The 13016-nt window shown below is 64.0% G+C and carries 11 protein-coding genes; all 11 read right to left on the bottom strand.

Features of this window, described 5'->3' with window-relative positions; translation table 11 throughout:
• The coding region (locus tag NB311A_RS07170; protein WP_009797837.1) for an energy transducer TonB at window positions 1–739 on the bottom strand (739 nt) is incomplete at its 3' end.
• Window positions 736–1218: a TonB system transport protein ExbD gene (gene exbD / locus NB311A_RS07165; protein WP_009796378.1), complete on the bottom strand. Its 483-nt coding sequence runs from the start codon at window positions 1216–1218 to the stop codon at window positions 736–738. The genes exbD and NB311A_RS07170, both read right to left, overlap by 4 nt.
• Window positions 1219–1224: 6 nt before the next feature.
• On the bottom strand, window positions 1225–4269 hold the full coding sequence (gene exbB / locus NB311A_RS22500; protein WP_009797836.1) for a tonB-system energizer ExbB: 3045 nt from the start codon (window positions 4267–4269) through the stop codon (window positions 1225–1227).
• Window positions 4266–5492 carry an efflux RND transporter periplasmic adaptor subunit gene (locus NB311A_RS07155; protein ID WP_245256958.1) on the bottom strand — a complete coding sequence of 409 codons (1227 nt, stop codon included), beginning with the start codon at window positions 5490–5492 and terminating at the stop codon, window positions 4266–4268. Before NB311A_RS07155 ends, exbB begins: the two co-directional genes overlap by 4 nt.
• Window positions 5493–5505: 13 nt before the next feature.
• Window positions 5506–5832, bottom strand: coding sequence for a hypothetical protein (locus NB311A_RS07150; RefSeq protein ID WP_009797834.1), 327 nt, complete (start codon window positions 5830–5832; stop codon window positions 5506–5508).
• Window positions 5829–6359, bottom strand: coding sequence for a hypothetical protein (locus NB311A_RS07145; protein WP_009797833.1), 531 nt, complete (start codon window positions 6357–6359; stop codon window positions 5829–5831). The genes NB311A_RS07150 and NB311A_RS07145 overlap by 4 nt, the downstream gene beginning before the upstream one ends.
• Window positions 6356–7540, bottom strand: a complete 1185-nt coding sequence (locus NB311A_RS07140) for a PepSY domain-containing protein (protein ID WP_207382357.1) — start codon at window positions 7538–7540, stop codon at window positions 6356–6358. The genes NB311A_RS07145 and NB311A_RS07140 overlap by 4 nt, the downstream gene beginning before the upstream one ends.
• A 405-nt stretch (window positions 7541–7945) precedes the next feature.
• Window positions 7946–10444, bottom strand: coding sequence for a TonB-dependent siderophore receptor (locus tag NB311A_RS07135; protein ID WP_009797830.1), 2499 nt, complete (start codon window positions 10442–10444; stop codon window positions 7946–7948).
• A gap of 145 nt (window positions 10445–10589) precedes the next feature.
• Window positions 10590–11546 (bottom strand): FecR family protein, encoded by a 957-nt coding sequence (locus NB311A_RS07130; RefSeq protein WP_009797829.1) that lies wholly within the window; start codon window positions 11544–11546, stop codon window positions 10590–10592.
• Window positions 11547–11642: 96 nt separating this feature from the next.
• Window positions 11643–12173, bottom strand: a complete 531-nt coding sequence (locus NB311A_RS07125) for an RNA polymerase sigma factor (RefSeq protein ID WP_009797828.1) — start codon at window positions 12171–12173, stop codon at window positions 11643–11645.
• A 309-nt stretch (window positions 12174–12482) separates the two neighbouring features.
• Window positions 12483–12899, bottom strand: a complete 417-nt coding sequence (locus NB311A_RS07120) for a DUF3016 domain-containing protein (protein WP_245256957.1) — start codon at window positions 12897–12899, stop codon at window positions 12483–12485.
• Window positions 12900–13016: the final 117 nt, after the last annotated feature.

Raw genomic sequence — 13016 nt, 5'->3', positions numbered from 1 at the left:
GAGCCGGGACGGGGCTGGCGCGGCGCGGCAGCGACACCGCCTCGGCATCGAGCATACCATCTCCGGCGGAGCGCACCAGGCGCGCCGACAGCACCCGGCCGGAGCGGTCGATGGTGAACGCGACGGTGGCGACGCCGGCGCCGGCGCCGGAGGGGAAGCGCTTGTGGCGGTTGAGATGCGCCATCAAGGCGCCCTTCCACGAGGCCGGCGACATCGACGACGCCATGCCCGCGGCCGGCGCGGCCGCACGATCGGCGCGCTGCGCCTGCGAACTCTGCGGCGCGGTGGTGCGCGGCGCCTTCTTCTGCTTTTTCTTCTTCGGCTTCGGTTTCGGCTTGGGCTCGACCTTGGCCGGCAGCACCACCTCCGCCTTCTCCACCTTCGGGGTTTCCGGCAGCTTGACCTCGGCCTCCTTCACCTCCGGCGGCGTCGGATCGGGCTTTTCCTCGACCGGCTTGTCCGGTTCGTCAGGCTGCTCCTCGGCCTCCACCATCTGCGGCCCCGGCGCGATGTCCTGCTGCGGCGCCTCGGGCGCCACCGCCAGCGGCGCCAGCTCCATCATGATCGCGGCCGGCGGATCGCCCGGCGCCTCCGCCTGCGCCGGCCAGTGCAGCGCCAGCCAGATGCCGCCGGCATGCAGCGCGACCACCGCAAGCCCGGCCGCGGTCCAGCGCAGCGCCGCGGCCCTCGTCACCGCGCCCTCGGGCCGCCCGTCCGGATCGCGCCAGTCGATCCTCATGGCTGCGACGCCGCCGCCGGCACGCTGCTACCGGCGGCCACGCCACCCGCCTGCGCCTGTCCGGTGTCCTCAAGCCCGACCAGCGCGATCTTGAGATAGCCGGCCTCGCGCAACAGGTTCATCACCTTCATCAGCTCGCTGTAGGCCACCGTCCCGTCGGCGCGCAGGAACACCCGCTGCTCGCGGTCATTGCCGGTCTGCTGGTCCAGCGTCGCCTGAAGCGCGTTGCGCGGCACCTCCTCATTGCCGAGCGCCAGCCCCAGGTCCTGCTTCACCGTCAAAAACACCGGCTTGTCGGGACGCGGCTGCGGCTGCGCGTTCGACACCGGCAGGTCGACCGCGACGTCCACCGTCGACAACGGCGCCGCCACCATGAAGATGATCAGCAGCACCAGCATCACGTCGATGAACGGCGTGACGTTGATTTCGCTCAGCTCGTCGATGCCGCCGTCCTGCGGGTTCTTCAGCGATACCCCCATGGCGCATCACTCCGCGGCGGAGCGGCCGCGCGACAGCGGCACCACGGACGGGCCAAGCCCCCGCTCCTGGCGCTCGAGGTCGCGCGAGATGTGCTGAATGATCTCGCCGGAGGCGTCCGACAGCAGCGCCCGGTAGCTGGAAAGCGCCCGCGCGAACACGTTGTAGATAATCACCGCCGGGATCGCGGCGACCAGCCCGAGCGCGGTCGCAAGCAACGCCTCGGCGATGCCCGGCGCCACCACCGCAAGATTGGTGGTCTTGGAATGGGAGATGCCGATGAAGGCGTTCATGATGCCCCACACCGTGCCGAACAGCCCGACGAACGGCGCGGTCGCCCCGATGGTCGCCAGAAGTCCGGTGCCGCGGGCGATGTCGCGCCCCGCCTTGGCCTCGATCCGCGACAGCGCGATCGCCAGCCGCTCCTTGATGCCCTCGGAGGACAGATCGTTCGAACGCCTGCATTCGTTCTCCGCCGCCTCCATCAGATCCGACACCGGGCCCTTGCCGGTCCAGCCCTCGGCGATCTCGGCGCGCGCCGCCGCCAGAGTGCCGGCGCGCTCCAGCTTGCGCAGGCAGCTCTGCGCCCGCCGCCGCGACGCCGCAAGCTCCACGCCCCGCGCCAGCCAGATCGTCCACGTCACCAAGGATGCAAACGCCAGACCGATCATCACCGCCTTCACGATGATGTCGGCCTGCATGAACATCCCCCACGGCGACAGGTCTTGCGGAAGCGTGGAAGATGAAGCATTCGGCGCAGGCGACGGCGCGGCCGCCGGAGCGGACTGATCCAGAGGCGCGGCCGCATCCGAAGACGTGGCGGCAGCCGCATCCGATGAGGGCGGCGACGACGGCGAAGCTTCCCCGGACGCAGCTTCAGCCGCAGGCGGCGATGTCGCCGAAGCCGGGCCGGACGCTGACGGAACCGCCGGCGCAACCGAGGTTGGCGGCGATGCGGACGATGGCTTTGCGGACGGCTGCGCCGGCGTCGATGCCTGCGATGACGTTGCTTGTGAAGACGCCGGCACCGACGATGATGGCTGCGCCGGTGATGCCGCAGCCGGATGGCTCCCATGCTGCTGCGCAGCCGCCGGCGCAGCAATCGCCAGAACGGCGAGCGCGACGACAGGATCAAGCCGCGCCCCCCGAAACGCAGGCATGAAACCGAACAGCGTTCCCATAACCACCGCCCCCGCCACCGCCCCGACCGCTGCCGTGATCGAGAAGATGACCGTCATGCCGAACAGCGTGGCGGCGGCTATTCCGATCAGCACGCCGAGCAGCAGCCCGACCACGCCGCCGATTGCCGACAACACGATCGCTTCCGTCAGGAACTGGCCCAGGATGTCCGCGGTCCTGGCTCCGATCGCGGCGCGGACCCCGATTTCGCGGGTGCGCTCGGCCACGGTGATCAGCATGATGTTCATGATGCCGATGCCGCCGACCAGCATCGAGATCGCGGCAATGGCGCCGAGCAAAAGATTGCTTGAGCGGCGCTCGTCCTCGGCTTTCTGGAACGCCGATGCCGCATCGTGAATGTAAAAGTCTTCGCGGCCATGACGGCGGATCAGCAGCGTCTTGATGGCGTCCTTGGTCTCGCGCAGACGCGACATGTCTGCGATCGAAACGACGATCTCCGACAGGTCGTCCTTGCCGAACAGCCGCGTCGCCGCTGTCCGAAGCGGCATCACCATGTTGTTGTTACGATCCGTGCCTCTTGCGGAAAGTCCTTTGTCTTCCAGAACGCCTGTGACAAGAAACGGCACATTGTTGACGAGAGCGGAGCGGCCCGACGGATCGGCAATGCCGGGAAACAGCTTCAAAGCCACGGTGCTCCCGAGCAGCATGACCGCGCTGCCGGAAAGCTCGTCTTCCCGGGTGAAGAAAGCTCCCTTGGCCGCATTCCAGTTGTGAACCGTCCGGAACTCGGCCGTGGTGCCGATAACCTCCGCGCTCAGGCTGACATTGCCTCGCTGGAAGGTCGCCATCTCCCACATCGCCGGCATCGATCCGGACACGTTGTCGAGGTCCTTGATGGCCTCGGCATCGGCGGGGGTCAGCGGCAGGCTGGTCGCGGCCGATTCGCCGACGCGGCCGACCACCACCCAGTTGGTGCCAATGGCGGATGCCTGCTCCATATATGAGACCTGCGCGCCGCGCCCGATCGCCATCATGGCGACGACGGAAGCGACGCCGATGACGATGCCGCTCAAGGTGAGCGCGGTGCGGGCCGGATTGACCGCAAGGGCGGCGAAGGCGGAGCGTACCGCCTCTTCCAGCCACCCCCAGAACGCCGGTGCAGCATCGTTTCCCGGCCGTGCGGTGTTTGCCGCAAACGAGGGCAGAACAGCGTGAACGCCGCAACCGCTGTCGGAGGCGATCAGCCCGTCCTCGATCCGGATGATTCGCTCCGCCGCGGCGGCTACTTTCGGGTCGTGCGTGATGAGAATGACGGTGTGGCCGGCGGCGGACAGCTCTTTCAGGATCGCCAGCACCTCAACGCCGCTCTTTGAGTCCAGCGCCCCTGTCGGCTCGTCGGCGAGGATGACGGCGCCGCCGTTCATCAGCGCGCGCGCGATCGAGACGCGCTGCTGCTGGCCGCCCGATAGCTGCGACGGACGATTGACCATGCGGCTGGCGAGGCCGAGCCGCGCCAGCAGCGCGGCCGCGCGGCGATGACGATAGGCGCGCGGCGCGCCAGCATGAACCGCCGGCATCTCCACATTGCCCAGCGCCGAGACCGTCGGGATCAGATGATACTGCTGGAAGATGAAGCCGAAGGAATTGCGGCGAAGGCTGGCGAGACCGTCGCGATCGAGCCCGGCGACATCCTGTCCGGCAAAGCGATAGGTTCCTCTTGTCGGCCGGTCGATCAGGCCGATAACGTTCATCAGCGTCGACTTGCCCGAGCCGGAGGCGCCGACGATGGCCACGAACTCGCCCGCGTGGATCGACAGGTCGACGCCGCGCAGCGCGCGCGTAATAACATCGCCGCTGCGATAGGAGCGGCAGATGCCTTTGAGCTCGATGAGCGGAACATGCAAAGCGCTCATGACTCCACCCTCAGCTTTGCGGGCGGGCCAGGCGCCTTCACGCCGGTGATGACGCGCTCGCCCTCGGCAACGCCGCGCGTGACCTCGACAAGGAAACGGGTGCGTACGCCGGTCTCAAGCTTGCGCGCGGCAATTTTGCCGTCGTCCAGGAGAACGCGGACGCGCCCTTCGCTGAGCGCCGACACCGGCACCACCAGCGCATCTTTCGACGCCGCCGTCACGAAGAACACCTGCGCCGTCATCCCGGCGCGAAGGCCGCCGTCCTCGTTGGGAATGTCGAACAGCGCGGTGTAGAGCACGACATTGCCCGATTGCGTCGCAGCCTTGGGCTCGGCCTTCTTGTCGGGCCGGCGCGGAGCAGGCTGGATCTGCCGCAGCCGCGCATGCCACTTGCGGTCCGGCCGGCCCAATGTGGTGAACCACAGCGGCATGCCTTCACGCAGCTTGACGACGTCGGCTTCGGACACATCGGTCCACACCGTCATGGTATCGAGGTCGGCGATCTGCAGGATCAGCGGCGTGTCATAGTTCGCATTGAGGGTCTGGCCTTCCTTCGCGTCCACCGAGACCACGGTCCCCCCCATCGGCGCGGTGATGCGGGCAAAGCGCAGCGCTGTCTTCTGCGCGCGAAGATCGGCCTGCATCTGACGGATGCGGGCCTTGGAGGCGTCGATGCGGGCGATCAGGATATCGCGGTCGCGCGTCGTGGTCTCAAAGGCGAGTTGCGACACCGCGCTGGTCTGCGACAGCGTCAGGTGGCGCTCGACATTGCGTTTGGCGAACACCAGCCCGGCTTCCTGCTCGGCCAGTTCGGCGGATAACCTCGCAAGATCGGCCTCGATGCCTTCGACTTTGGCCGCCTGCATCTCGGCGTCGATCTCCGCCACTACCATCCCCGCGGTCACCTTGTCGCCAACAGCAACGTGAAGACGCTTCAACTGTCCGGACACCTGCGCGCCGACATCGACATAGGCGTGCGGCTGGATTTTTCCGGTCGCAGCGACCGTGCTCTCGATGTCCTGCCGTGTGACGGCAGCGGTCTCATAGAGGCTGTCAGGCGACGGCGCGCGGAATCCCATGACGGCGAGGGTGCCGAGCGCAGCCAACCCTACGACGCTCCCCCCCAGAACGAGCCGCCGGGAGCCGCGCGCTCGTGCCGGCGCGGCCCAGGCCGGCGGCAGCGTCAGGCCGTCGACATCTTCAGGAGGCAACGGGGCGTTCATCGTCGGCATCCGCTCACTGAATGTCTTTGTAATCGACGTCGAACGACTGTCCGGGTCCGGCGTCGAACAGGACATAGAACTCGCCTTCGGGCCGCCTGAAGCTCACGATCGAATCCGGTCCGAACTTCGTCTCCAGCACGATGGATTCGTCATAGCGGACGACGTCGAGCTTGACGCCGGGAACACCCCTCCCGTCCGCGAAGCCGCCCTCGCAGCGCACTGTCGTCGCATTGGCCATCTTGCAGATGCAGAACGGCGGATGCGCCCATGCAGCGCCGATAAACAGGGATACCGCGCCGATGGCGGCGATGATCAGCCCGCCTTTCCGAAGCCCCTTCATGGCCGCCCCCTCTTCTCGAGCCAGGCAGCGGTGATGGGCGAAGCGGCGCGGATCGGAATTGTCGCCTGATGCAGCGCGCCGTCCCAACCCTCCAGCGTCAGCCACAGCACATCGTCGGCCGTGGTCCGGTCCGGGATTCGCATCTCGGCGGTCTGCCGGTACGGCGTGCCGGAGAACAGCGCGCCCGCGGTGCGGATGTTGCGCGGTTTGCCCACGCGCAGGTACGCCGCCTTCACCTCATCGACGCAGGCCGGGCACAGCGCCAACGCGAAGGTCTTGGCATAGCCGGCGCGGCCTTCCGCATCCGGCGCAACCACCTTGAACTCCGCCAGCCGCACGCTCCACGGTCCGACCGCGATCTCGCCGATCTCGCGCTGACCGAGTCCCTTCTTGCCGTCGAAAAATGCGTTTTCCTGGAAGAATACGGGCGTGAAGATGACCGGCACGATCAGCACAAGCGCGCTCAAGTGAAAACGCCAGCGCTGCCATAGCGATGCGCCGCGCGATGGGGAGGCGAGCGCCGTCATTCCGCCGCCTCCAGCCCGAGCCGCGCCGACGCGCGCTCGCGCACCAGTTTCACCGTCTCGATCGCGGTGCGTTTCGTCCACACCATCATTCCGGAGAACACCAGCGTGGTCAGCAACAGTCCGAACCCGAAATAGACCAGTTTGAGCCAGACGCCGGCGAAGTCGCCGGTGTGCAGAGGCCGCATCGAGCCGGTGACAAGCTCGAGCGCGGAGCGGTCGGACACGCGCCGCGTCCGCTCGACCTTGCCGTTGTAAGGGTTGACGTCGACCGTCTCGAACAAAAGCGGATAGCTACCCCGCCCGCCGACCCGGATGTGACTATAGGCGCTGCTCGGGAACTGCACGAAACTCGGCTCGAGATCGGGCAACTGCCGCCGCACCGCCTCCGCCGCCTGCTCCAGCGTGATGCGGGGAGCCGGCTCGCCTCTGGCCACCACGGGAACATCGCCCCGCGCCACCACAGCAGGCACGCCTATCGTTGAGATGCTGATATGATTATCGTCAAGGATCGCGCGAACCAGAAACCAGCCCGCGGTCACCGCCATGATGGCGATGAACGGAATCGACCACGCGCCCGCCAGCCGGTGTAGATCGCCCCAGAACACCCGCCGACCCTTGCCGGTGCGCAGGCGCGGCCGCAGGTAAACCCGCCAGAACCGCTTGTAGACGACGATGCCGGTGATTAATGAGCCGAGCAGCGGAATCGATAACGCCGACACCGCGTACCAGCCGAGCGAGAAACCGTCGTTGAACGGCACCAACAGCCAGCCATGCAGCGCGCGCACGAAATCGCGGAAATCGAACTCGCCCTGCTCGCCCTGCACCGCGCCGGTGTAGGGGTTGACGTAGAGCGTATCGGTGCTGCCTTCGGGGCGGGTGACCGAGACGGTCAGCGCGAACATCGACTTCACCGGCCGCGAGATGAACCGCACCCGCGCGCCGGGCACCTCACGCTCGACAGCCGCCATGATCTGGTCGTAGCCCAGCAGCCGCGCATCCGCAGCCGGCGCGTTGGCCCGCACCATCGGGCTCGCCAGCCACACAATCTCCTGACTGACGGTGGCGATCGACCCCGTCAGACAAACGAAGAACAAAAACGCCCAGATCGGCAGCGCCAACCAGCCGTGAATTACGAACCACAGGCGGGCGCCTGAGGATTTACGCGATACGGTTCCATTCACTCCTGCTGTCCCTCGGCGCGCTGGTTGTCCCGCCACGGGACATCCCCAAGTCAAACAATGGCGACCCTCTATAGTTAGAGACGTTCGAGCGACCGCTTTTTGAACCCCCTAGTTGCAAAATTTTTTACGTCGCAAGCGAACAAGGTCGCGCCCATCTGTCTTCCAGACGCTTTAGAACCGGAACTTGGTGGACACGGTATAATGTTGCGGCTCGCCATAAACGCCGGTGCCGGAGTTGCCGAATGCGGAATTGTATTTTTGATTCAAAAGACTTGCAGCCTTAAACGCCGATCTGGTCGGCCGGGCGAAAATGCGCCATCAATCCCGAAGAAACTACCGCCCCGGGCGAACTCCTGCCGAACGCCGAACGGATTGCTTTTCCGAACGGCCCGCTCGGCCGCGACCTCAGAATTTGTATGTCATGCTGAGAAGAAAGCTACGCGGCGCGCCCCACGTGTAGCTGCTGTACCAGTTGTAGATCGAGTAATATTTCTTGTCGAAGAGGTTTCGGACATTGAAGGTGGCTGAAAGGTTCTCGTTGAACTTATAGTTAGCCATCAAATCCGCGACCCAATAACTCGGCGCCGTGCTCGTGACGTCGGCGCCAATTACCCCGTTCCAGACCTGATCGCTCCATGTGATGTCCTGCCACCGCGCTCCGCCGCCGACCGTCAACCCGTCCAACGCGCCATCGAGTTTGTAGGTCGTATAGAGGGTAAACTGATTTTCGGGCGTCAGCGTCGAAACCTTGATGCTGTCGCGTCTCGAGATCTTGTGGGTAAAGCCGGTTTGAATCTGCCACTGCGGCGAAAGCTGGCCTGAAATCTCCAGCTCGAACCCCTTGGTGACGACGCCATCGACCGCCTGATAGGCAGGATTACCATCCGGAGCGAGGCCGCCCGTGGGAACCGGATAGTTGTTCTGCTGAATTTCGAAATAAGCGGCGCTGGAGTTGAGGCGTCCGTTGAAGAAGGCGGACTTCAACCCAACCTCGTTGCTGACGCCTTCCTGCGGCGGCAGCGTTATTCCCTGCTCGGTTCGCTCGTATTGGGGTTGGAAGATGCCGGTATGACTGCCGTAGATCGAGAGGTGTTCATTGATGTCGAAGATCGCGCCGAAGTACGGCACCACGACCGACCTGTTGCTACGCTCTTCCACCGAAGGATCCCAATAAGGACGCTGCATCCATTCATAGCGCAGGATGCGCGTACCGGCGATCAGCTTCAGCTTGTCGTGCGCGTTGAAGCGAAAAGTGGCGTACGCCGCTCGATTCCGCATCACTTCGTTGCCGACTCCATCAAGGACCCACGCCGGCTGCGGAATATTCCCGTTCCAATCGTAAAAGTTCGGAACCGTGGGATCATAGGCCGGATCGGCTGAGGAAATCGAATTGCGCCAATGCCTTTTGGAAATAATTCCTCCTAAAACGAGGTCGTGCTTGCGTCCGAACAGATGCACGGGCCCGGTCGCATAGGCCTCGGCGACATCGAGTTGGGTCTGACCGAGAAACGCCCCGGTCCAGATGCTGACGCCGGACCCGTCGAGAGGATTGGGGTTACCGTCACTCGCGGAGCCAAGGCGCGTGTCGTAGCCGTTGACCTGACGCTTCAGTTGCAGCTTGACTCGCCAATCGTTGTCGAAGTGATGCTCCAGGGTGGTGAACGCGCTGTAGACGTACTGTTCCCAACTGCTCCAGCGCGCGCCGGGATTGAAGGAGCGAGGCATTTGGTTGAAGTCGCCGTTGCTATCGAACAGCGGAATTCCGCCGAAGGACGTTCCCTTCGGTATATTGTACTGATAGTGCGCGCCCACTGTGAACAGCGTGTCCGGCGTCAAATCGGCTTCCAGAACGCCGTAGACCAACGAGCTTCGATTCTTGAAGTAGTTCATGTAGGATCCGCGATCCTGATGAGTTGCCACGAAGCGACCCCGCACGGTCCCTTCTTTATTAAATGGACCGCTCAGGTCGAGTTCTCCGCGATAGGTATCCCAGGAACCTCCGGTGAGAGTGGTGTGCCCCTGAAAAACCGAGGTCGGCTTTTTGCGGATCAGGTTGACCGTCGCGCCGGGATCGCCGGTGCCCGTCATTAGGCCGTTGGCCCCCTTCAGCACCTCGACCCGATCGTACATCGCCATGTCGCTGAGCGACTGACCCGCAGGATAACCGCTGGCGTAGAAGCCGGGCATTCCGTCATCCTGAAAATTCCGGATGGCGAAGCCACGCGCATAATATTCGACGCGCTCATTTTCATAGGTCACCGTCGAGATGCCAGGAGTTTGAGTCATCACATCGTTGACGGTGAGCAGCTTGAAATCGTCGATCTGCTGCCTCGTAATGATGCTGATCGACTGGGGCGTCTCGCGCGGCGTGAGTTGAAGCCGGGTCGAGCTTGCCGTCACGCTCGGCGTGTAGGAACCAGTGCCTTCGGTCTTGCCGGGATCGCTTGAGGACGCCCCCTGCACGTCGATGGTATCGAGCGAGATCGCGCCGGCCGGCGCGGCTCCGGCAGAGGCGGCGGCAGAATCAGCGATGGTCACGGTGTTGGCGCTGGTGAAGCGGTAGGTGAGGCCCGATCCGGCAAGCAGGCGGGTGAGCGCCTGATTGCGTGTCAACGACCCAGCCAGACCGGCGCTGCGCAGTCCCGCTACGAGATTCGAGGGGAATAGCAACCGCAACCCGGCACGGTCGGCGAATGCATTAAGCGCCCCGCCGAGATCCTGCGCCGGAATATTGAAGGCGATCGTCTGCGGCGCGCTTTGCTGCAACGGAATGGTCTGGGCGCTCGCGGAGCCGACGATTGCACCACTCACCACAACCATGAGAGCGGCCGCCGATCCCAACAACACAATCTTGTGCGCAGCCCCCGCGCCTTTGCCGCATCCGTTATCCTCTGCCCCACTCATAATATGATACCCGCCTGCCCCGATTATTTGCGAGAGGGCGTTGGGCGATAACGCCCCTGCACCGTCCCTCGGAAACAAGGACGAAACGGCTGGCGAAATCTTGCAGCGGTCGACAAAGAAAAACTGGGCGGGATCGTTTATGGCTCTAACGAACGATGGTGACGAATGGCAGCCGTGTCATCTGTACCGGCAAAGTATCCTCGATCGTGTGCAGGATCGCCTCCGGATCGTTGAGATCGAACACGCCGGTCACCTCCAGCGACCGCAACCCGTCTCCCACCAGAACGATGCGTCCCCGGCGGTAGCGCTCGATGTCTGCCACCACATCGGCCAGCGGACGGCGATTGAAGATCAGCTTGCCGCGGCGCCATGCCGTTTCAATATCGGCATTGGCGGCTTCCGGCGCCGATGGCCTCCCGCGCGGAAGATAATGAACGCGCTGGTCCACCCGCGCGATGACCGGATCGGGCGCCTGATCGGTCGTGATCGCGACCACACCCTCCACGACCGTCACGACCACCTCGCCAGCGCGGATATCGATGTCGAAAACCGTCCCGACGGCACGGGTCTGCCCGTCCCCTGCCTCGACGACAAAGGGCCGCGCCGTATCGTGCGCAACCGTGAAGGTCGCCTGACCTTCGAACAGCGACAGCCGGCGCTCGTGAGCACTGAACTTGACGGAAAACGCCGAGCTGGCGTTCAGAAATACGGATGACCCGTCTGTAAGACCAACGGTGCGCTGCTCTCCGACCTCGGTGACGAAGTCTGCAAACAGCCGCGGCCCGATGACGCCGGACCGCGCCACGACAAAGCCGACTGCTGCCAGCGTTCCTCCGCCCAGCACCGCCCGTCGCGTCACCTTGGCGCGGCGTTCCTTTCGCTCCAGGGTCCTGGCGCGGTCGCCCGCGACGCCGACGCCATGCCAGACGGCTTCGGCCTCGTGCGCGGCCAGTTCGTGCTCCGTGCTCTGCCCACGCCACGCTGCAAAGGCGGCATGATCCTCGGCGGTCGCCTGCCCGGACTTAAGCCTGACGAGCCAGTCGATCGCCGCATCGCTCAGCGCGATATCGGATTCATGCTGCTGCTTGTCTTCCGGCTTCATCGTAAACCGCTACTCCACCGAGACCGCATCGATGCGCCGGCCCCTTCTTTCCAGGACGAAACGAGCGGGCCGAACATAGACCGGTTAGCGCACATTTCATGCCTGATGACGGTAATGATCGCGGCAATGGCGCAAAGCCTGAGCCAGATATTTCGCCACCATGCTCTCCGAAACCTTTAGCCGGGCGGCGATCTCCCGATGGGACAGGCCGTCGCAGCGATTCAGCAACAGCGCCGCACGCGGCTTCTCCGGCAATCGAGCGAGCGCCAGAACCAGCAAGCGAAGCTGGTCACGGTCGATGATGCAGATTTCCGGAGACGGCGTATTGTCGGCCACCGCGGCGAGCAGAGTCTCATCGCTGACGCAATGAACCGTATGCCGCCGCTCCTTGCGGACGAGATCAATCGCAATATTGCCGGCAACCCGCAGGATAAAGGCGTGATGATCGTGAATCGCGGCGGCATCATTTTTCATCCCGGCCAGCCGCAACCATGTTTCCTGAAGGGCATCCTCGGCAAGCTCGCGCGACCCAGTCCGCTTTTTCAAATGCGCGCACAGGGCCTTCCAGTGCCGGAGATAAGCCGACATCAGGTCGTCATCGGTCTCCGTTGTGGCCGTTGTATCCATGCTTTGATGCGCGATCCCGGGCGTGCTGGCGGCAAACCTTCAGCTCTTGCGGAAGAAGAGTCGCCCAGGCCCTGATAGAAGAACCGCAAAATAGCCGCAACGCTCGATTTTTTAGATAGCGTCTAAAGGCTCCGCGCGAGGCTGGAGATGCGCTATCAATAAGTTCTGCTGTCGCCATAATGCCCGCTCTCGTTGCAGGCATTCACGCCTTTACAGCGGTCTCGGTGAAACGACAGGCAACGAGCTTGCCCAGCAAGGACTGGCTTCGCTGCGGCATTACGACGGCTATCATAGCGAACGCATAGCGCCTCAGAAGCCGTGGCGACCAGTGGCGAAGGCACGCCGAAACCAGTCATCCAGCAATGCTTTCTCGTATACATACCGGTCGCTGGAAAAGCGGGCCGATGGATTTATCTGGTAATTGATATCGGTGAGCGTTTCTTGGCCGCTGCGCTTGCGCCGTCCTTTTTCGCTCAACACATATCGCAGCTCGATCCTCGGTGGCGTAACGCCGCGCACAATCCGGACATTGTTGGGACCGAAACGCAACGGTTGTTGATAGCCGGCAAGATCGATATCAAGGATGTCTATATTGAGGGTCTGCCCAGGCGCTAGAAATCGCTTGCCGAGGCGTTCCAGATGAGCCTGCAAGGCCGCCTCCACCGACGCGGGCGAAACATCGAATGAACCGGCATCGGTATAGTGGCCCGAATTGACGAAGCGCACGTTCACGCCAGCGCGGCTCGATGCCGGCGAAAAAATGATGACTGCGAGAACCGCAGCAATGCCAAAATACCAGCGCATGGGTCACCTTTGGCTCAATATCGGTCGGACACTTCTATC

Source organism: Nitrobacter sp. Nb-311A (assembly GCF_000152905.1).
Classification (GTDB): domain Bacteria; phylum Pseudomonadota; class Alphaproteobacteria; order Rhizobiales; family Xanthobacteraceae; genus Nitrobacter.
This window is presented reverse-complemented; position numbering and strand designations above follow the sequence as displayed.